Annotated in this window: 33 protein-coding genes; all 33 read right to left on the bottom strand. The window is 71.2% G+C overall.

Translation table 11 applies throughout. The features are described from left to right. Positions 1-70: 70 nt before the first annotated feature. A complete protein-coding gene (locus OTB19_RS28595; RefSeq protein ID WP_267801397.1) occupies positions 71-271 on the bottom strand; it encodes a hypothetical protein in 201 nt (66 codons plus the stop codon). A 50-nt stretch (positions 272-321) separates the two neighbouring features. Then, positions 322-729 (bottom strand): hypothetical protein, encoded by a 408-nt coding sequence (locus OTB19_RS28590; RefSeq protein WP_267801396.1) that lies wholly within the window; start codon positions 727-729, stop codon positions 322-324. A gap of 74 nt (positions 730-803) precedes the next feature. Beyond that, positions 804-1,610 carry a hypothetical protein gene (locus OTB19_RS28585; RefSeq protein WP_267801395.1) on the bottom strand — a complete coding sequence of 269 codons (807 nt, stop codon included), beginning with the start codon at positions 1,608-1,610 and terminating at the stop codon, positions 804-806. 92 nt (positions 1,611-1,702) lie between these two features. After that, positions 1,703-1,942: a hypothetical protein gene (locus tag OTB19_RS28580; protein WP_267801394.1), complete on the bottom strand. Its 240-nt coding sequence runs from the start codon at positions 1,940-1,942 to the stop codon at positions 1,703-1,705. A 94-nt stretch (positions 1,943-2,036) separates the two neighbouring features. Then, on the bottom strand, positions 2,037-2,189 hold the full coding sequence (locus OTB19_RS28575; protein ID WP_267801392.1) for a hypothetical protein: 153 nt from the start codon (positions 2,187-2,189) through the stop codon (positions 2,037-2,039). After that, complete coding sequence (locus OTB19_RS28570) at positions 2,186-2,536, bottom strand: hypothetical protein (protein ID WP_267801391.1); 351 nt, start codon at positions 2,534-2,536, stop codon at positions 2,186-2,188. Before OTB19_RS28570 ends, OTB19_RS28575 begins: the two co-directional genes overlap by 4 nt. Continuing rightward, positions 2,533-2,979 carry a hypothetical protein gene (locus tag OTB19_RS28565; protein WP_267801390.1) on the bottom strand — a complete coding sequence of 149 codons (447 nt, stop codon included), beginning with the start codon at positions 2,977-2,979 and terminating at the stop codon, positions 2,533-2,535. Before OTB19_RS28565 ends, OTB19_RS28570 begins: the two co-directional genes overlap by 4 nt. Before the next feature lie 231 nt (positions 2,980-3,210). After that, the gene (locus OTB19_RS28560; protein ID WP_267801389.1) at positions 3,211-3,495 is read right to left on the bottom strand and encodes a hypothetical protein; all 285 of its coding nucleotides are present in this window, start codon (positions 3,493-3,495) and stop codon (positions 3,211-3,213) included. A 239-nt stretch (positions 3,496-3,734) separates the two neighbouring features. Then, a complete protein-coding gene (locus tag OTB19_RS28555; RefSeq protein ID WP_267801388.1) occupies positions 3,735-4,034 on the bottom strand; it encodes a hypothetical protein in 300 nt (99 codons plus the stop codon). Continuing rightward, positions 4,031-4,804: a hypothetical protein gene (locus OTB19_RS28550; RefSeq protein ID WP_267801387.1), complete on the bottom strand. Its 774-nt coding sequence runs from the start codon at positions 4,802-4,804 to the stop codon at positions 4,031-4,033. Before OTB19_RS28550 ends, OTB19_RS28555 begins: the two co-directional genes overlap by 4 nt. A 67-nt stretch (positions 4,805-4,871) precedes the next feature. Then, positions 4,872-5,204: a hypothetical protein gene (locus OTB19_RS28545; protein WP_267801386.1), complete on the bottom strand. Its 333-nt coding sequence runs from the start codon at positions 5,202-5,204 to the stop codon at positions 4,872-4,874. 83 nt (positions 5,205-5,287) lie between these two features. Beyond that, on the bottom strand, positions 5,288-5,680 hold the full coding sequence (locus tag OTB19_RS28540; RefSeq protein ID WP_267801385.1) for a hypothetical protein: 393 nt from the start codon (positions 5,678-5,680) through the stop codon (positions 5,288-5,290). 23 nt (positions 5,681-5,703) lie between these two features. Next, a complete protein-coding gene (locus tag OTB19_RS28535; RefSeq protein ID WP_267801384.1) occupies positions 5,704-5,922 on the bottom strand; it encodes a hypothetical protein in 219 nt (72 codons plus the stop codon). 17 nt (positions 5,923-5,939) lie between these two features. Next, positions 5,940-6,353, bottom strand: a complete 414-nt coding sequence (locus OTB19_RS28530; protein ID WP_267801383.1) for a hypothetical protein — start codon at positions 6,351-6,353, stop codon at positions 5,940-5,942. A gap of 60 nt (positions 6,354-6,413) precedes the next feature. Continuing rightward, positions 6,414-6,722: a hypothetical protein gene (locus OTB19_RS28525; protein WP_267801382.1), complete on the bottom strand. Its 309-nt coding sequence runs from the start codon at positions 6,720-6,722 to the stop codon at positions 6,414-6,416. A 9-nt stretch (positions 6,723-6,731) separates the two neighbouring features. Continuing rightward, positions 6,732-7,412, bottom strand: coding sequence for a hypothetical protein (locus OTB19_RS28520; protein ID WP_267801381.1), 681 nt, complete (start codon positions 7,410-7,412; stop codon positions 6,732-6,734). Next, the gene (locus OTB19_RS28515; RefSeq protein WP_267801380.1) at positions 7,409-8,191 is read right to left on the bottom strand and encodes a hypothetical protein; all 783 of its coding nucleotides are present in this window, start codon (positions 8,189-8,191) and stop codon (positions 7,409-7,411) included. Before OTB19_RS28515 ends, OTB19_RS28520 begins: the two co-directional genes overlap by 4 nt. Before the next feature lie 85 nt (positions 8,192-8,276). Beyond that, a complete protein-coding gene (locus OTB19_RS28510) occupies positions 8,277-8,714 on the bottom strand; it encodes a hypothetical protein (protein ID WP_267801379.1) in 438 nt (145 codons plus the stop codon). Then, entirely contained in the window at positions 8,714-8,944 is a 231-nt protein-coding gene (locus OTB19_RS28505) for a hypothetical protein (protein ID WP_267801378.1), read from the bottom strand. The genes OTB19_RS28510 and OTB19_RS28505 overlap by 1 nt, the downstream gene beginning before the upstream one ends. Further along, positions 8,941-9,534 carry a WhiB family transcriptional regulator gene (locus tag OTB19_RS28500; RefSeq protein WP_267801376.1) on the bottom strand — a complete coding sequence of 198 codons (594 nt, stop codon included), beginning with the start codon at positions 9,532-9,534 and terminating at the stop codon, positions 8,941-8,943. The genes OTB19_RS28505 and OTB19_RS28500 overlap by 4 nt, the downstream gene beginning before the upstream one ends. Next, the gene (locus OTB19_RS28495; protein WP_267801374.1) at positions 9,531-10,190 is read right to left on the bottom strand and encodes a DNA methylase; all 660 of its coding nucleotides are present in this window, start codon (positions 10,188-10,190) and stop codon (positions 9,531-9,533) included. Before OTB19_RS28495 ends, OTB19_RS28500 begins: the two co-directional genes overlap by 4 nt. Further along, positions 10,187-10,639 (bottom strand): RusA family crossover junction endodeoxyribonuclease, encoded by a 453-nt coding sequence (locus tag OTB19_RS28490; RefSeq protein WP_267801373.1) that lies wholly within the window; start codon positions 10,637-10,639, stop codon positions 10,187-10,189. Before OTB19_RS28490 ends, OTB19_RS28495 begins: the two co-directional genes overlap by 4 nt. Continuing rightward, positions 10,636-10,845, bottom strand: a complete 210-nt coding sequence (locus OTB19_RS28485; protein ID WP_267801372.1) for a hypothetical protein — start codon at positions 10,843-10,845, stop codon at positions 10,636-10,638. Before OTB19_RS28485 ends, OTB19_RS28490 begins: the two co-directional genes overlap by 4 nt. After that, the gene (locus tag OTB19_RS28480; RefSeq protein WP_267801371.1) at positions 10,842-11,171 is read right to left on the bottom strand and encodes a hypothetical protein; all 330 of its coding nucleotides are present in this window, start codon (positions 11,169-11,171) and stop codon (positions 10,842-10,844) included. Before OTB19_RS28480 ends, OTB19_RS28485 begins: the two co-directional genes overlap by 4 nt. Then, positions 11,171-11,884 (bottom strand): exonuclease domain-containing protein, encoded by a 714-nt coding sequence (locus tag OTB19_RS28475; RefSeq protein ID WP_267801370.1) that lies wholly within the window; start codon positions 11,882-11,884, stop codon positions 11,171-11,173. The genes OTB19_RS28480 and OTB19_RS28475 overlap by 1 nt, the downstream gene beginning before the upstream one ends. Beyond that, the gene (locus tag OTB19_RS28470; protein ID WP_267801369.1) at positions 11,881-12,666 is read right to left on the bottom strand and encodes an ERF family protein; all 786 of its coding nucleotides are present in this window, start codon (positions 12,664-12,666) and stop codon (positions 11,881-11,883) included. Before OTB19_RS28470 ends, OTB19_RS28475 begins: the two co-directional genes overlap by 4 nt. Next, entirely contained in the window at positions 12,663-13,709 is a 1,047-nt protein-coding gene (locus OTB19_RS28465) for a YqaJ viral recombinase family protein (protein ID WP_267801367.1), read from the bottom strand. The genes OTB19_RS28470 and OTB19_RS28465 overlap by 4 nt, the downstream gene beginning before the upstream one ends. After that, positions 13,706-14,374, bottom strand: a complete 669-nt coding sequence (locus tag OTB19_RS28460) for a hypothetical protein (RefSeq protein WP_267801366.1) — start codon at positions 14,372-14,374, stop codon at positions 13,706-13,708. Before OTB19_RS28460 ends, OTB19_RS28465 begins: the two co-directional genes overlap by 4 nt. Then, positions 14,371-14,622, bottom strand: a complete 252-nt coding sequence (locus OTB19_RS28455) for a hypothetical protein (protein WP_267801365.1) — start codon at positions 14,620-14,622, stop codon at positions 14,371-14,373. The genes OTB19_RS28460 and OTB19_RS28455 overlap by 4 nt, the downstream gene beginning before the upstream one ends. Further along, positions 14,619-15,023 (bottom strand): hypothetical protein, encoded by a 405-nt coding sequence (locus tag OTB19_RS28450; RefSeq protein WP_267801363.1) that lies wholly within the window; start codon positions 15,021-15,023, stop codon positions 14,619-14,621. The genes OTB19_RS28455 and OTB19_RS28450 overlap by 4 nt, the downstream gene beginning before the upstream one ends. Then, entirely contained in the window at positions 15,013-15,627 is a 615-nt protein-coding gene (locus OTB19_RS28445) for a hypothetical protein (RefSeq protein ID WP_267801361.1), read from the bottom strand. The genes OTB19_RS28450 and OTB19_RS28445 overlap by 11 nt, the downstream gene beginning before the upstream one ends. Then, complete coding sequence (locus tag OTB19_RS28440) at positions 15,624-15,923, bottom strand: helix-turn-helix domain-containing protein (protein WP_267801359.1); 300 nt, start codon at positions 15,921-15,923, stop codon at positions 15,624-15,626. The genes OTB19_RS28445 and OTB19_RS28440 overlap by 4 nt, the downstream gene beginning before the upstream one ends. Continuing rightward, complete coding sequence (locus tag OTB19_RS28435; protein ID WP_267801358.1) at positions 15,920-16,369, bottom strand: DUF6197 family protein; 450 nt, start codon at positions 16,367-16,369, stop codon at positions 15,920-15,922. Before OTB19_RS28435 ends, OTB19_RS28440 begins: the two co-directional genes overlap by 4 nt. Positions 16,370-16,372: the final 3 nt, after the last annotated feature.

Below are 16,372 nucleotides of genomic sequence, written 5' to 3'. Positions count from 1 at the left end.
ACAGAGCAAGATTCCGGATAGCAGAACGCCCGCCCCCGCTGGATGCGAGAGCGGGCGTCGTCGGGTTCGATCAGGCGGCGGCTCGCTTGTCCCAGGCATCGACCACCATGTCGATGCCAGAGGCGCTGGCATAGGCGACAGGGAAGTTGACCCTGTTCCTCGTCTCCTGCTTGACGACGAACATCTTCGAGTCCTGGAGCGGCTTGCGGGGCAGGTTGCGGTTCCCGCCGAACGTCGATGTCTGCTTCCGGAACCAGCCCACCTCGACCATCCACCCGGTGAGCGTCCGCAGGATCAGTGTGGCAGGCGGCGGCGACGCGGTCAGTGTTGGTGAAGCCGCCGGCGGAGAACCCCGTCCCAGTTACGGATCTCGGTCGTCGGCCCGTCGCATCCCTTGACGAGGCACACCTTGTCCGCGCGGACGGCACGCTCGGGGCCGAAGATCCGGTTCAGGTTCGCTGCCAGGTTGGCCTGGGCTTCGGCGGCGCTAATGCCGAGGCCGCTGCTCTTCCTCACCGGCTCCGGATCTACGAGTCCGAGTTCCTGCTCCAGGTAGGCGATCCGCGCGTAGTTGGGGCGGGGCTTCGGCGCCGGCCCGTGGACCATGCGCTCCCACGTCAAGGTCGGCCAGCGCAGCCACAGCGACGCTCCGGGGCGGGTGCCCACAGTCACGCAGGCCACGGCGTACAGCAACTCCAGCAGGAGCACGGGGATCAGGGGCAGTGGCATGGCGGCCTCCTTGGCGGGGTCCTCAGTGTGGCGGGGGTTGTCCGGCGCCGGACAACCCCCGAACAACTCCGCGGCTATGCGGCAACCGGCTCGGGCAGGGCCCACGTGCTGGCGCAGTCTTCACAACGGGCGGTAGGCGGGCGACCGGCGCCGGTGGTGAGGAGCAGACGGCCGGAGCAGCGCGGGCAGGGACGGTCATTGGGGATGTCGCGGGCGTCGAGGTCGAGGGCGGCTGCGATGCGGTCGGCGCACCCGGCGGCGACCTGCTCGACGTGCAGGAGCTGCGCAGCAGTGAGCGTCCAGAACGGGCCGTCCTGGCCGGTGACGCGTGCGTGGAGCCAGCCGGCCGCGTACTCGGCGGTGCGGAGTCCGGTGTACCGCCAGCGGCGCGGGTCGCCCTGCTCGCGCTCGGCGAGGGCGTTGCGCCGGTCGCGGTCGGCTGTGGTCCAGCCGCGGGTCTGCCAGTCGGCCGGGGCGTGCGGTGCGGCCTGCCGGGTGATGGCTGGGGCGAGGGTGTCGGCGAGGTGGACGAGGGTGCCCTCGACGAGGCGAGCGGTGTCGAGGACCAGCAGGGAGACCGGGGCGGGCGTCTCCCCGATCTGCTGGGGGTCTCGTTCTTCGCCGCGGGCGGGGTGGGTGTTGCCGTCGCCGACGTGGTTGCAGCCGACACATTCGTACCAGGGGCGTCCGGTCGTGGGGTGTTCGATGCGGTGGAGCCGCTGGTGGTGGATGGCTGCGGCGTCGGTGCGGTCCAGGGTGTTGAGGTAGTCGGCGAGCCGGCCGGAGGGGGGCCAGGTGCCGGTCGTGTGCTGGTCGAGTGCGTCGTCGAGGTGGGGCCAGAGTGTGGCGATGCGGATGAGGTGCTGGGCGGCGGTGATCATCGTGTGCTCCTGCGGGTGGGGCGGGTACGGTGAGGACCACCTGGGGGCGCGCCTGTCCTGGTCAGACGTGAGGCGCGCCCCTCGCGCATGCCTCAGGGCTGCGGCGTCTCAACGGTGAAGCTGATGACGATCGCCTTGTCGGTGGCGGTGAACCGCAGCGCGTCGTCGGGCAAGGTCACGGAGTCGCTGACGTTGAAGTAGTGCCGGTAGTCCTGGATCGCGGCTCCGAGCGCGGCTTCCATGTCGCCCAGGTAGGCGCCGTGGGGGTGCGTGGTGGGGACGATCCATTCGCGCCGCGTGGTCGTGACCGTGCGGCTGGTGAAGGTGGCCATGGCTACTGCCCCTTGGTCTGGTTGAGGCGGACGGCGGCCCAGATGAGGGCGAGGGCGATGGCGGTGACGCAGATGATCGCAAGGTCGAGCGTGCTCACAGGGACTCCTCGTAGCAGGTGATGCACTGGGCGCCGTGGGTGCAGGTGCAGAGGGGTTCGCCGTTCAGGTCGAGGACGGGCGGGCTGAAGTCGACGAGGCGGTCGCCGATGGAGACGATCGGGTCTGGGCGGGGCTCCGGGGTGCTCACGGGCGGTGTCCTTTCCGGGCGGGGCCGTAGGGGGACTGCCACGCCGGCCGGGGGCGGGGCGGGCGGGTGATCTGCTCTAGGGCCCGGGCGGCGGCTTCGCCTACTTCCTGGAGGCGGGGCGCGAGGGCGGCGACGAGCTTGACGAGGTGCGTGCGGAGTGCGGTGGATACCTCGTCGAGGACGGCGCTGGCCTCTTGGCGGACGAGGTGCTCGTGTTCGGTGTCGAGCCCGTAGTGGACGCGGCTGACGGCGGTGTGGGCGTCGATCGGGTCGAGGCCGTGGTGGTCGACGAGGCGTTGCGCGAGGAGGTTGCGGGCGGCGAGGTTGGACGGGTCGCGGGTGCTCACGTGCGGGGCTCCTTCGGGTTGAGGGCGGCGCGGATCCAGTCGCGGAGAGGGCTGGGCGGTACGTGGTCGACGGCCTGGGCGAGGAGGCCGATGGCGTAGCCCCAATCGCTCCGGGCCTCGGTGAGCGTGGTCGCGGCCTGCTTGGCGCGCTGGTCTGCGGCGCGCTGCTCGGCTTCGACCTGGCCGCGCAGCAACTCGGCCTCGGCGACGGTGAGCACGCCCCTGCTGGCTCGGTCGAGGAGGTGGCGGATGCTGGCTCGCCGGTCGGGGCTGCCGGCCGTGTCGGCACTGACCGCCGGGTCGTTGACGCCGGTCCGGACGCACGGGTCTTGGGTGCAATGGCAGTTGGCGCACGGCCAGCAGAACGGCTGCTCGCGGTAGTTGTGGTAGACGACGTCGCTGTCTCCGCATACGCAGCACGTCTCGGCGCGAGGGTGGGTCACCGCTGCCTCCATGCGATGACGAGGGCGGTGATCGCGGCGGTGGTGATGGCGGCGACGATGATCGTCAGGGGGATGAGGAGGGCGAGATCGGCGGGGGTCACCGGGGGCTCCTTGCTCGTGCGATTTCGCAGGGCCGGCGGTAGGTGTGGCCTTCGCCGCAGTCGGTCGGGCACGGTGCGTGGAGTCCGCGGCGGAGGTGGGTGGCGAGGATGCGGAGGCGGTCGAGGAGGGTCACTGGCTGCTCCCGTCGGGCTGGTCGTCGAACAGATGGCGCACGAGGCGTTCCGCGTGCTCCTCGACGGACTCCGGTACGGCCGGGGCGAGTGCAGCGCGGATGCGGGCGAGCGCGGCGCGTACTTCGTCGGCGCCGGCGTCTTGTCGGCTGGCCCATTCGGCTTCCAGGGTGGCGCATTCGCGGTGGACGTCACGGATGGTGTGGAAGACGAGCAGGTGGGCTTTGCGTGCCGCTTCGGCTGCTGCTTGTTGGAGCCGCTCGTAGGCGGTGGGCTCGGTCATTGGTCTCCTCGGTGTTGGTCGGTGCGTGCCCAGTGCGGGCGTTGTCGGGCGTGTACGCCTCTGTGGCGGGCTGTGGGGGCGGGGGGCGGGTGTCGGGTCCTCCCGCCCCCAGTACGCGGCGTGTGGGTCCGTGTGGCGGGTCGCACGGTCCTGCTGCTCGCCGTGGTACAGCGCCAAGCCGAAGGCGACGGCGGCGAGGATCATCACGACGGTGGTTCCGCCAGCCCACCACCAGCCGTTCACCGTGGGCCCTCGGGTGGCGGCCAGGGGCTGACGAGCTTGACGGCGGGACTGCGTGGCGGCGGCGGGTCGTTGCGGGTCTGCCAGGCGCGGACCGTCTCCCGGGGCTGGGTCGCGAGGAGTACGGCGATCTGGCAGGCGTACACGGGCTGCGCGGCCCACCACCGCCACTCGCGGCGGGTGACGGCGGGGCGGCGCCAGGTGAGGCGGTCGGCCCAGTCGGAGACGCGGCGTGCGGGTCGGGTGCGGCCGATCAGGTAGCCGGCGAGCAGCGCGACGGCCAGAAGGAGGGCGGTCACCTTGCAACCTCGAAGCACTCGTAGGGGTCGCAGGCCGAGTGCCCACACCGCGGCTCAGTGGCTCGGACCGCTGCCGCGGTGACGACGGCGCTCTCCGGCAGCGCCTTCCGTGCGCGGGCGTTCTGTTCGGCGGTGATCGGGGTGCCTGCGGCGGCCTGGCGGGCGTGCTCTGCGCGCTGCCGTTCGGCTTCTGGGTCGGAGAGGTGGGCGGTGACGTTGTGGCCCGCGAGTTCGACGCGCAGCTCCCCGTCGGCGCTACCGGTCCGGCAGGGGTCGCAGTAGATCCGGTCCGCGGCTGTGGTCTGGGCGATGCACTGGCAGCCGGCAGACGGCACGGGCTGGTCGGCGGCCTGCTGCCGGGCCATCTCGCGGAGTCCGGCGATGACCTCCTCCAAGCGGTCGAGAGGGACGGTCGTCTCGGCGTGGCCGACCTCGCAGCTACCGACGCCGATGCGCATCGCGGGCCGGCCGTCGGGCGTCTGGTCGGGGACGGCGGCGAGGTCTTGGCCGGCGTGGTCGGTGAGGACGAAGCCGCCTTGCGGGAAGCAGGCGATGGGGTCGACGTCCAGGTCGATGAACGTGGTCGTCTCCAGGACGATGCGCCGCTGGCAGGGCGCGCCGGTGCGGAAGGTGGGGTACTGCTTGTCGAGGCGGGTGCGCTTCTCGATGGCGGCCTGCTTGGTCGGCAGCGGCAGGCCGGAGGACCATTCGGCGGCGAGCGGGTCGTAGGTTTCGACGTGCCAGCGGGTGCGGGGCGGGTGTGCGGTCACGGTTGCTGCTCCTGGTGTCGGGGTGGGGGTGGCCGGCCCGCGGGTGACGGGCCGGCCGGGGCGGGGGTCAGGCTCCGTCGGCGGTGAGGATCGGCTCCCATGTGGCGCGCAGGGCCTCGGCGCACTCGGTCAGCCAGGCGCGGATCTCGGGCTCGTCCTCACGCGTCACGGCGACGTCGTGCGACACGTGGTAGCTCTTCCGCTGGAGCATGAAGAACAGTGAGAGGACGCCGTCGGACCAGTCCCAGCGGAACAGGAGGTTCGTGTCGCGGTCACCGGTAACGAACAGGGTCTCGTCGCGGAACTCCTGCCAGCTTGTCCAGCGGGCATGCTGGCCGGCCTTGAAGTAGTTGCCGCGCTCGCAGTAGTACGGGTGGTCGATCTCCCACAGGTGGGTCACGGTCTGCTCCTTGGTCGGTGCGATGCTGGTGGGGCCGCCGCCCCGGATAGCCCCCGGGGCGGCGGTACTGCGGTAGGGGCGGGTCAGGCGGGCTGGAACGTCCACCAGCCGTCGTAGCCGGGCGGCACGTCCGGGTACGCGGCGAGCATGGGTTCAAGAACGGTCAGGTCGAGGGCCATCTGGAACGGCTCCTGCGCGCCCCAATACCGTTCGCCGTCCCAACGGCCGTGGGCGGTGCCGCCGTAGCGGCCGTCGGTGTGCGCGGCAAGGAAGGCGTGGACGTCGGCGGGTGTGGTGTCTTGGAGGTCGCGGAGGGTGCCGGTGCAGGCGACCGTGACACCGCGCCGACGCCGGAACCAGACGGCTGACACGCCGGCCCAGACCGATCCGCGGGGGCCGGGTTCGGCCACGGTGAGGCTGTCGAGGTCGATGGCGTAGGGCTTGCGGGAGATGAGAAAGCGGGTCTCGCGGTGCATGTAGGGGGTCTCCTTCGGGCGGGTCAGACGGACGGGGCGGCGGGCGGGCGGGTGTCCATGACCGGCGCGATACGGAAGCGGCGCAGGCTGCGTACCTCGGCGGCCACCTCCCGCGCGACCTTGCGTGCGCGGTCGGCGACGGGTTCGAGGTCGGGGTCGTCACGCACGATCACGGTGTAGTCGGGCTGGTCAAGGTGGTAGCCGCGAGTGGTGGTGTAGCCGCTCACGCGGTAGTCGGGCATGACGGACTCCTTCGGGGTCAGGCGGACGGGGCGGCGGCGGGCGTGTACTCGTCGCAGCCGGGCGAGGTGGGGGCGTCGGGGTCGCATCGGTCGCAGAGGAGACGTCCGGACACGGTGATGTGCTCGTCGCGCCGGTGGTCGCACCGGCAGAGAGCGGCGGCGGGCGGAGCAAGGAGCACGGCGGGCGTGATCGTCCGGCCGTCGGCGGCCCGGAGGCAGTGGCCGCGCTGGAGGTACCAGACGTCCGCGTAGCCGAGCGTGCCGCCCTGGCAGTCCATCTGCGGCGGGCACACCGTGTTGGCGCCGGGGCGCGCGAGGCAGAGGCAGTGGTGCATCCGGTTCGGGCCGTGGTGGATGGGCTGTTCGCACTCCCGGTCGCCGAGGTCGTGGGCTTCGTGCTGGCAGTCGGGACAGAGGTCGGGCGTGGTCACGAGCGGGTCTCCTGTCGGGGTGGTGTGTGCGAGGCCGGCAGAACCGGATCAGCGGGCGGCTCAGGCGGCGGGGTGGCTGCCGGTGGTGGGGTCGCAGGCTCGGCATTCGCAGCGGATGCCGGTTTGGGTGCCGGTGCGTAGGCGGTGGAGGGCTGCCTCCCAGGCGCCGGCCGGGGCTTCGGGTATCGGCTGGGGTGGCTGGCTGCCGGTGGGCCAGGCGCCCGGGATGCGGTGCGGGTTCGGCTCCGGGGCGGTCGCGGGTGGGGGCTTGCCGCGGTCGCGGCCGGTGGTGATCTGCTGTCGGAGGTAGGCGCGTAGGTCGCCTTGTTCGCGCATGGCCCGGACGTCGGCTGGTTCGATGTCGTTCACGGTCGGCTCCTACGCGGCGTGAAGGTGGGCGCGGGCGGCATCGACGCGGGACGGGTGCGGGGCCCTGCCCCCCTGCCGCTTGCTCTCCGGGTCACGGCCGGGGGTGATGCGACGGCCCCGGCAGGCTTGGTCCACGGCGGCGTCACACCAGGGGCAGGGGACGGTGAGGGGGTCGGGCTGGCGCCGACGGACGGTGGATTCGCGTTGGGCCTTCTGCGGCCGGTACGTGGCGAGTTGCTCGCGGACGTGCTCGGGCATGTACTGGCCGATCTGGTCGAGGCGCTTCTGCACCTCGGGCGGCACGGCTCCGGTGATTGCTTTCAGCGGCATGGGGGCGACCTCGCCCATGACCACGGCCTGACGTTCGGCGCGCAGTGCGCGGACGAACCCCTCGGCGTCGTCGGGGTCCAGCTCGGGATGCTGGGTGGGTTCGAGGGTGCCGGTGTGCCGGTCCATGCGGTCACGGACAACGGCTTGCCAGCGGGTAGAGATGTCGGACGGCTTGATGGGGAACGGAGACGTGGCGTAGTGCTTGCCGACGGCGTACATGGCGTACTGGGCGGGGACGTCCTTGAGGACTTCGGCCCACAGTGCGGCGAGTCCGACGATCTCGTGCTCGTCGTCGGGGAGGACGCGGGGGTCGGCGTAGCTGACTTGCTTGAGGAGCTGGGGGATTTCGTCGGGGTTCACTGGTCTCCTCCTGCTGCGGCGCGGAGTTCGTCGGCGAGGCGGTCGAGGACGTTGCGGCTGGCGTTGCGGCGTGCGGCGGCCGGGCTGGGCGCGGGAGTGGGCACGGAGCGGAGCGCGGGCCGCAGGTCGGGTTCGGGGTACTCGTCGTGGTACCGCTCGTTCGCCAGCCAGTTCGCCGGGTAGCTCGTGTATTGGGGGTCTTTGCCGGCGACTTCGCGGGCGTAGGCCTGGGCGGCGGTGACCATGAGGCTGGGGTCGATGCCCTTGCGGATCGCGGCGATCCATTCGGTCTTGGCCTTCACCATGTGGATCTTCTTGGGGTAGACGATCCAGAAGGCGCCGAACGCGGCGAGGTGGTGCTCGTCTTCGTCGTCGCTGGAGGCGTCGGGGGAAGTGTTCTTAACCCCCGTCTTCTTCTCACCGTGTTCTTTATTTGACGTACCACCCTGTGGTACGTCGGGCTGAGCTGCGGAAACGTCCTGCACGACGAGGAGGGTGGCGTGCTGACCGCCCGCAAGGATCTCTCGTTCGGACAGCAGGTAGCCGAGGCTCTTGAGTTCTGCGAAGGCAGAGCGGAACTGCCGGCGGCCGGGGCTGTCCTTCCCGTGCTTGGCAACCGAGGCCTGCCACATCTCGTCGCAGCTCGTCTTCCACCCGTCGGGCCGGCTGAGGAGCTCGACGAGGATGCCGCGGGCCATGTGGCTCATGCGGTCGTCGCGCACTGTGGCGTTGGGGACTTGGAGGAAGTCCCTCGTCAGCCGGCTGTGGCGAATCCTCACGTGCGGTCCTCTTCTCGTGGTGCAGAGTGCGGGTGGTGGTCCGGGGCGGGGAGTCGTCCGCCCCGGACCGGTCACGGGGGCGGGGTCAGCGCACGAACTGGTCGCGTTCGGCCTGTGCCTTGGCGCGCTGGTAGCCCTGGTACTCGCTCTCGGTGGGGTAGTCGCCGAACGCGTCGGCGATCACGGACTCCGCGTCGCGCGGGCCGGGCCCGACTTCGTCGAGGGTTCCGTCCATGCGGCGGGCCCTCCACATGGCGCGCTTGGCCTCCAGCAGGGTGCTGGCCTCGTCGGTGGAGCGGGCGACCTCGCAGCCGGTCACGCGGACCTTTACCTGGGGTTCCTTCTCCTCGCCGTCGGCGTGTCCGGTGTAGGACTTCGAGGTGAGTTCGACGATGGCGACGACGGTGGTCCCGGGCTTCTCGAACAGGCCGCGGCGCTGCTCGGTGGTGAGGGACGCTTCGACGGCGGCGGCGGCTGCGTCGAGCTTGACCTCGGGGGCCTGGTGCGGGGCGAGCTTCGGCATCAGAGGGTTCCGTTCTGGTAGTTGGCAGTGGTGCGGGCGGTGCGCTCGGCGATGGCCTTCTCCGCGCACACCTTGTCTGCGGGGAGCCGGTCGTCGTCGCGGAGGAACGTGGGCTTTCGGCAGTAGCGGCAGGGGGCTTGGGTGCGGGCCCAGTGCTTGCTGTCGGTCCAGTCGAGGAGCTGGCCGGCGACCGGCGGGGGCGGGGCCCGGCGTGGGCGGCGGCCGGTCACGCCGCGGCCTTCTGGGTACGGCCGCGGCTCCTACGGACGACGTCGTCGGCCACGTGCTCGGGTGCCACGCAACCCGGCCTGCCGCAGGTCGTCTTGACGGCTCCCTGCGGGGGCCGGCGTTGGGAGATGGTCAGGGCGAGTTGCGCCGGGGTCCAGTTCCGTCCGAGAACGGTGACGGACGTACTCTTCATGAGCCAACGGACGTGCCCGTTGTCCTCCTGCTCGGTCCGCTTCGCGTAGGCGTCGAAGTGCGGATCGAAGCGCAGTCGGGCCCACTCGTCCCGGATCGCCTGCCGCCGGTCGTCCGAATCCGTTCGCAGGATCCGCCGGCGCTGGACCTCGTCGAGGGCGCCCCACACTCCGTTGTCGTAGCCGCCGGTGAGGGCGGCGAGGGCGCAGGCCATTCGGACGGGGCAGCTCATGCAGAACGTCTTGGCGTCGTCGATCTGCTGCTGGCCGGCTGCGGCTCGGCCGGTGGGGAAGAACGCCTCGGGGTCGACGACGACGGTGCGGCAGAGTGCCTTGTCTTGCCAGTCCTCGGCTCGGCCGAGGGTGTCGGGTGCGTGGGAGGAGCGGGCGGGTCGGGTCATGACGTCACCACCTGGAGTTGGGCGGCGAGCTGCTCGCCGAGGTACTGGGTGTAGGCGGGCGGGATGGCTTCGGTCAGCTCCTCGTGGACGTCGGTCCAGTCGATGCCGAGCGCGGCCTGCATCTCCGGGACGGTGGCCTTGCCGCCGCCCTTGCCGTAGACCGCGAGGTACGGGCCGTCGTGGTACTGGCCGTGACGCCAACCCCGAACCCGGCCGCGGTGCTTCGGGTGCGGCAGGGCCATCGGGGTCCAGCCGTGGACCTCGATCCGGCGGTGGCGGAGGACCGGGAGCCCGAACTGCGTGCCGCACAGGACGACGTCGGGCCGGGCTTCGGGGTTTTCGATGACGTACGGCCGGCCGGTAGCGAGCATCGCCGCACGGCCTTCGGGGAGCAGGTTCACGTACCGGCTGCGCAGGTGCCGGTTGGTGCCCTTGGTGATCGCGGCCCCGAACTGGCACGGCCACGACGCGTGGATGGCGTCGTACTCGTGGCCGTGTTCGCGGACGTACTCGATCGCGTCGGCCTGCACGAACGTGAACGGGTAGTTCGGCCGGGGCGCGATGTCGACGCCGGTGACGTCGAACCCGGCGCGGTGGTAGCCCATGGAGGCGCCGCCCGCGCAGCAGCACAGATCGAGGAGCGTCGGACGGCTCATCCGGTCACCGCCGGAGTGAGGCGCCAAACCCGGATCACAGCACCGGGCCCGTCGAGGGCGTCCAGACCCTCCCCCGGGTGCATCTTGCGGGCGGTGACCTCGACGATCCGGGAGTCGTCCGCGATGGCGCCCGCGGTGGTGAGCGCGTCGAACGTGGACCGGAGGAGCTTGTCGAGATCTCCGCTGTCACGGGTCGTGGGCCACGTGATGCGGGTCTTCGGCGCCGAGGCCGGCTTGCGGACGGTGAACGCGATCTCCACCGACAGCGGGCCGTCGAGCGGGACAGCGCCAGCCACGGCGGCGCGGACGGCTTCGTCGACGGCGGCCCGCCACGGCTTGACCCGGGTGGACTGCTCGATGAGGCGGCCGCGGCCGACGTGCCGCTTGCTGCCTTGCGGGGCGGGCCGGTGGCTGAGAACGGTGACGGTGAGGTCAGGGGTGGCGTTCATGCTCCGGCCTCCGTCACCGTGTTGCAGGTCCAGCAGCGCAGCCGGCCGTCGGCCTGTACGGCGTGGTACTGCTCGCGGTCTTCGACAGGGCAGAGAGCGAACTGGCCGGGCTCGGCGTCCATGGGAAGTGCGATCAGCGGGCCCGGGGCTGTGCGGTGCCGGCCGGACGGGGCCAGGGACCGCAATGCGGTGATCGGGTTCCTCATGCCGCCACCGCCCGGGCGACCTTGGCCGCGTCGTACGACTCGCGGGCCGCACCCTCGTTCGCGGCCTGAAGCAGATCGAGCTGCGCGGCCAGCAGCGCGCGGGCCTCCTCGGACTGGCGGAGCGCCCGGGCCAGAGCGATCTCGCCGCCCGCGAGGGGCCGGCCGGTCAACTGCTGGTTGCGCTCGGAGAGTCCGCGGACGACCTCGCGGGCGGCGTCCCGTTCCTCGGTGACCTCGCGGAGTTCGCGGAGGAGCTGCACGTTGTCCTGGAGGAGCTGGGCGTTGTCGCGTTGAAGGGCTTGGTGCCGGCGTCCGGATACGGGCATCACAGGTCTCCGTCCTGCTGGTGAGGGATGAGGGGCCACTCGCTCCGGACGCCGTCGGCCTGGTGCTCCTTGCCGGGCGTCCGGCGGAAGTAGTCCGCGAGGGATGTGGCCTGCTCGGCGGCCCACGCCGCCTGCTGGCTGTGGAGCGTGTCCAGCGGCAGCGCGGCCAGGTCCGACCGGGTTGAGCCCATGCGCCAGGCCAGCCGGCATGCGGCGACCGCGTCGGCGTCGGCACTGTGCGCGCCGTCGAGACGGACGTCGTAGTGGTCGCAGAGGGCGGTGAGGGTGCGGGACCCCTCGCGGAACCGGTCGAGGTGCTTGTCGAGGACCAGCGGGTCGACGACGTGGGCGGCGGGCAGCGGGGTCAGGCCGTGCCGTCGGGCTTCGCGGTCGAGGAGGGTGAGGTCGTAGCGGGCGTTCATCGCGACGATCGGGATCCCGGCGGCGATGACCTGCCCGAGCGCGGCGAGAACATCGGCGACGACCTCGGCCGCCGGTTTGCCCTCGGCGCGGGCCCGCTCGGTGGTGATGCCGTGGACGTTCGAGGCGCCCTCGGGGATCTCGATCCCCGGGTCGGCCATCCACGACGCGGATGCGGTGGGCTGCCCGCCGCCGCACTGGACGACGCACGCGGTGACGATGCGGTCGGTCTCGACGTCAACGCCCGTCGTCTCCAAGTCGAAGCCAGCCAGGCGGCCGAGGTGCCAACTCACGCGGCACCGCCAGCACGCTCGCCGTAGATCCGCCGGCCGAGGGAGTCGAGCGTCTCCTGCTCGCCCACCTCGTTGACGACCTTCGCGCCCATCATCCGCAGGTTGTCCAGCTCGTATCCGATCTGCTGCAACCGGCCTTGGCTGGTCTTCGGGTTGAGGATCTCGTCGCGGTAGGAGTCAGCCGACCGGGCCGGCGCCTCGTTGCCGCGCTCGATGTACGAGGCGTCCGGGTCCTTGTCGTGCGTCGGCGTCAGACCCGACGTCAGGAGCAGCACCCGCAGTGCCACCGACTGTGCTTTCGCGGTGCCCTTGTCGGCGGAGTCGAGGGCCTCGCCCTGCGTCTGGAGGGTGAGGTCGTCACCCTTCGGCCCGATGATCTGCCACGTCACCGTGACGGTGCACTCGCGCATCTTGGAGCCCTTGGACGTCGTGGTATCCCGATAGGACGCCTCGACGCGGACGGGCAGGACATTGATGCCGTGCTTGAGCGTGACGGGCCCGAAGGTGTTCACCACGGTGTCGACGCCACGGAAGTTGAAGCGGGTGCCGCCGCCGTTGTACTGCTCGCCCTTGGCGATGGCCCGGATCTCCTTGCGGACCCGCAGCCAGGCAAGGTGGACGGGGACCATCTCGGGGTCGTCGTCGCCCGGTTCGTATCCGGCCATCGGGTCCGGCGCCGGGAACTGGTCGACGTACTCCTGCGGGAGTTGCAGGCCGTCGTCCTGGCCGGCTTCGGGGGCCCGGCCGGCGGCGGCCGCCGCGCGCTCAGCGAGTGTCGTCATGCGTTGTGCTCCTCACGAACCGTGCGGGGGATGTTGATCTGGCGGTAGGTGCGGTCCTCGACGCAGTCGGCGTAGGCCTCGGGCCACCGCTCGGCGAGCCGCTTCACGTCCGCCCACTCCTTGGACCGCTCGTCGAGCGACACGTGGACTCGGTCCAGCACCGTGGCCTCTTCCGCGCTGCCGAGGCCCGCGAGGATGCGGGCCTTCGCCGCCTTCTTTCGCTTCTCGGCCGCGGCCAGGTCGTTGTGCGCGTCGAGGTAGTCGGCGACGGCGTTTTGCGTGTCGACGTCACGGGTGATGTCCACGGCCCCGGCGCGCTCCGGGTGGAGCCGCTCGTACAGGTCGAGGAGGACGTCCGGGTCGGCGTCCGCCCCGAGGACGGGGGGCCGCCGGTCGGTGATCTGCTGCCAGGCCAGGGCGCCCGCCGCGCGCAGGTCGGCGATCAGGTCGGCGTGCTCGGAGACCCGGACGACGAACTGGCGGAGTTCGTTGCCGCCGAGGCGGACGGCGGCGTGGATGTGGTCGAAGCCGCATACGTCGGCTTGCCACAGCGTCTGGACGAGGACGTCGTCGGCGACGCCCCTGCGGAACTGGCCGGCCTTCATCTTGTCGCGGCACTTGATCTCGACGGCGCACTTCTCGCGACCGTCAGCGAGTGGGCATTCGAGGACGCGGCGGTCGAGGGTGCACATCTGCCACGGTCGGTCGATGTTCGCGACGAGGCCGACGCGGCGGACGACGGATCGGTTGCGGCGGGCCCATTCGCGGGCGATGCCCTCCTCGTCGATGCGTCCCCACAGGGCCGGTTCAGAGTCGTCGCTCTCCAGCGGGAGACCGCCGGTCTTGTCGTGGTAGACGGAGAGGGCGTTGCCGTACTTGCTGATGCCGAGGATGGCGGCGATGTCGGACGAGCCGAGGCCGTCGCGGCGGGCGGTGAGCCAGACGTTGTGGTCGGCGTCGGCGGGGAGGATGAGGCGGCCGGTCGGTGTGACCCGGCGGCCGGCGGCCGGGGCCGAAGCCCCGGCCAGCGCGGTCTCGGTCATCGGCCACCACCGGTGGCGTAGCGCGGCGTGTACGAGACACGGCCCGGCTTGTCGTGCTCGGTCAGGTAGCCGTACGCCGCCAACGACTTCAGCATCCGCCGGACGTGGCGGGCAGTGACCGCGATCCCGGCGTCCTCGGACAGCCAGCGGTGCGCGCGGCCGGACGTCCAGGTCCCGCCGGTGTTCAGGATGTGATCGGCGAGCAGGAGCGCCCGCTCGTCGCCGATGCCTGCGGCCGGGGTGGGCTCGCCGTCGCCGGTGCCCTTCCCCATGTCGAGGAGCCCCGCGAGCTTGTCCCGCGCCTCCATGTCGAGGAGCAGTGCGACCGGCCGCCCGTCCTCCGCCACGCAGCACACCATCAGTTCGGGGTGCTCGTCTTCGAGGGCCGGCTCGATCGAGCAGTCGAAGCGCCGGACCACCACCGGATCCACATCGATCAACGGGACAGGCAGCTCGGTCCAGCCGTCCTGCTCGCCCTCGACGCGGGAGTCGCCGTGCCACCGGGATCCCATGGCCCCAGTCTTCGACCAGCCGGTCGCCCGCAGGTGCCCGTGCTCCGGGTGCCGGGCCACGTGCTCGACGTGGAAGTAGTAGGTGATCTCGGGGGCCGTGTACCCATTGGCGTCGGTGTACGTGCGGCCGGGCTGGAAGAACGCGTCGCTCATCGGGTACCCCCGACGTACCGGACCAGGAGAGCAGTGCCCCCGTCGACCATCTCGACACGAGCCTCGTACGCACCGGCCGGGAGGTAGGCCAACCACTGGCACCTGGGCTTGCGGACCAGATGCGCCGCCGACATCGCGGAGTACCGGCTCGCGTACACGTGCACGGTCTGCCACTCGCCGGGAGTGGTCCGAAGTCGCTGCGCGGCGGTCACGTGATCGGCCCGCTTGCGGATCGGGTGCCTGCTCACGATGCCCTCCGCTGGTGCGGCATCTTGGCGAGCATGTCCGGCCGGGCGGCGGCCGGGTTGAACCGGGCCAACTTCTCGATCACCACATTCAGCTCGTCCCGCAGCCGAAGCGCGTCCACCAGATCGATCTCGATCTCCGCGTCGTGCATGCTGGCCTCGTCTTCCACCGCCTCGACGGCGGCATCCAACTCGCCTTCACGGCGGATCGAAGACATGACCTCGGCGAGTGCGACGAGGCGAGCGGTGACGTCCTTGCGAACCTCGGTGTCGCTCCAGCCCGACACGAGGGACACGAGCGTGTCGTGTCGGATCCGGTCGACGCGGAGGAAGGCCTTCAGCCACATCCCATCGAGACGGAACGACAGTGGCGGGTTCGTGCTGCGGGTGGGGTCAGCGGGCATCGGTGCCTCCGAGGGGGGCGGTGCGCAGGTACGGGTACAGGCACGCGCCGGGGATGGGCGCCGTGCTGTCGACGTCGAGGTCGAGGAACTGGTGACGCTGCTCGGCCAACGCACCCGGCTCCGGCCGGCACGGCGTCAGGTTCGAGTGCGCGTCTTTGCCGCAACCGCACCGGTAGCCGCGCGGACCGTAGGCGATCGGGTCGGGGTCCAACGCGAGCGCGCGCTCCAGCTCGGCGATCCGGTCCCGGGACGCCCGCAGCGCCTCCGCCGCATCCGACAGCGCAGCGTTCGTTTCGTGGCGCTCCGTCTCCAGCTCGGACACCCGGGCCCGCAGCCGCTCGTTCTCCGTCCGCAGCCGCTGCCCGTACTCCTTGCGTCCCCGGATCTCCCAACGGCGCTTCTGCAACAGCTGGCAGGCATCGCCGATGACCCGCTCCTGCAAGGCAGAAACGTCGCGCAGCGCAGCCATCTCGGCCGCCGTCTCCGGGGACTGGAGCAGCTGCGCCGCCTCCAGGTCGTACGCCAACGTGGCCGGCAACCTCTTGCCCAACTTCATCGACGCGCTCAGCACACCGGCCGCCGCGTCCACGCGCTTCGTATTCATGCCGCACCACCACAGGTGTTGCACGTGAACCCGACGGGAGGCTTGCCGCCGCATCCCGGGCAGGCCACGGGGTCCGTGAGCAGACGGACGAACGTCGTGTCGAGGGCCTGCGCCGCGAAGCTGACGAAGTCCACAGACACCGACTGCCTGCGCCCGGTCTCGATGTTGGCGAGCACGTTGCGCTGGATCGGAAAGCCCAGGGCAGCCATGCGGTCAGCCAGCTTCTGCGCCGACACGTTCTGAAGGTTGCGGAGTGCGCGGATCTTGCCGGTCAACTCGGCGGACAACTCGTTCACGCCGCACGCTCCTCGGGGCTCGTCGCCACCCGCTCCAACAGCGCAACCGCCTCGACCGCCGTCATGCCGTCCGACCAGTCCTCGACGTGCCGCTCCAGCGACCGCCAGTCCGTCCAGAACGGGCCGCCGTCCAACGACAGGGCCAAAAACCCGACCGTCGTCTCCGACAGTTGCGAGCTGTGCTGCGGGTCCCCGGTCGCCGCGTACCGGATCGCACCGACCACGGACATCGCCCGCAGCGTCAACGGGAACGACGGGTCCAACCGCTTGTTCAGCGGGTCCTCGACGTAGTCCTCGTGGTGCAGACCCCGCTCCGCGATGACGCTGGCCGCGAGGAGCAGCACCGACTCGACGGACAGGGTGGGCCGTACGGGCAGCGGGACCTTGATGTGGTGGGTGATGCCACTCTGGCCGGGAAGGCCGGTGACGGTAGGCTTGTGGTTCACGGT

The organism is Streptomyces sp. H27-H5, from assembly GCF_026627505.1.
Taxonomy (GTDB): Bacteria; Actinomycetota; Actinomycetes; order Streptomycetales; family Streptomycetaceae; genus Streptomyces.
The sequence above is the reverse complement of the archived record's forward strand: the minus strand, read 5'-3'. Positions and strand labels throughout refer to the sequence as shown.

Excerpts from the sequence above, each read along its gene's own strand:
- OTB19_RS28595 (WP_267801397.1), bottom strand. The coding sequence starts at position 271 with ATGGTCGAGGTGGGCTGGTTCCGGAAGCAGACATCGACGTTCGGCGGG.
- OTB19_RS28590 (WP_267801396.1), bottom strand. The coding sequence starts at position 729 with ATGCCACTGCCCCTGATCCCCGTGCTCCTGCTGGAGTTGCTGTACGCC.
- OTB19_RS28585 (WP_267801395.1), bottom strand. The coding sequence starts at position 1,610 with ATGATCACCGCCGCCCAGCACCTCATCCGCATCGCCACACTCTGGCCC.
- OTB19_RS28580 (WP_267801394.1), bottom strand. The coding sequence starts at position 1,942 with ATGGCCACCTTCACCAGCCGCACGGTCACGACCACGCGGCGCGAATGG.
- OTB19_RS28560 (WP_267801389.1), bottom strand. The coding sequence starts at position 3,495 with ATGACCGAGCCCACCGCCTACGAGCGGCTCCAACAAGCAGCAGCCGAA.
- OTB19_RS28540 (WP_267801385.1), bottom strand. The coding sequence starts at position 5,680 with ATGCACCGCGAGACCCGCTTTCTCATCTCCCGCAAGCCCTACGCCATC.
- OTB19_RS28535 (WP_267801384.1), bottom strand. The coding sequence starts at position 5,922 with ATGCCCGACTACCGCGTGAGCGGCTACACCACCACTCGCGGCTACCAC.
- OTB19_RS28510 (WP_267801379.1), bottom strand. The coding sequence starts at position 8,714 with ATGCCGAAGCTCGCCCCGCACCAGGCCCCCGAGGTCAAGCTCGACGCA.
- OTB19_RS28500 (WP_267801376.1), bottom strand. The coding sequence starts at position 9,534 with ATGACCCGACCCGCCCGCTCCTCCCACGCACCCGACACCCTCGGCCGA.
- OTB19_RS28495 (WP_267801374.1), bottom strand. The coding sequence starts at position 10,190 with ATGAGCCGTCCGACGCTCCTCGATCTGTGCTGCTGCGCGGGCGGCGCC.
- OTB19_RS28490 (WP_267801373.1), bottom strand. The coding sequence starts at position 10,639 with ATGAACGCCACCCCTGACCTCACCGTCACCGTTCTCAGCCACCGGCCC.
- OTB19_RS28485 (WP_267801372.1), bottom strand. The coding sequence starts at position 10,845 with ATGAGGAACCCGATCACCGCATTGCGGTCCCTGGCCCCGTCCGGCCGG.
- OTB19_RS28480 (WP_267801371.1), bottom strand. The coding sequence starts at position 11,171 with ATGCCCGTATCCGGACGCCGGCACCAAGCCCTTCAACGCGACAACGCC.
- OTB19_RS28470 (WP_267801369.1), bottom strand. The coding sequence starts at position 12,666 with ATGACGACACTCGCTGAGCGCGCGGCGGCCGCCGCCGGCCGGGCCCCC.
- OTB19_RS28465 (WP_267801367.1), bottom strand. The coding sequence starts at position 13,709 with ATGACCGAGACCGCGCTGGCCGGGGCTTCGGCCCCGGCCGCCGGCCGC.
- OTB19_RS28460 (WP_267801366.1), bottom strand. The coding sequence starts at position 14,374 with ATGAGCGACGCGTTCTTCCAGCCCGGCCGCACGTACACCGACGCCAAT.
- OTB19_RS28450 (WP_267801363.1), bottom strand. The coding sequence starts at position 15,023 with ATGCCCGCTGACCCCACCCGCAGCACGAACCCGCCACTGTCGTTCCGT.
- OTB19_RS28445 (WP_267801361.1), bottom strand. The coding sequence starts at position 15,627 with ATGAATACGAAGCGCGTGGACGCGGCGGCCGGTGTGCTGAGCGCGTCG.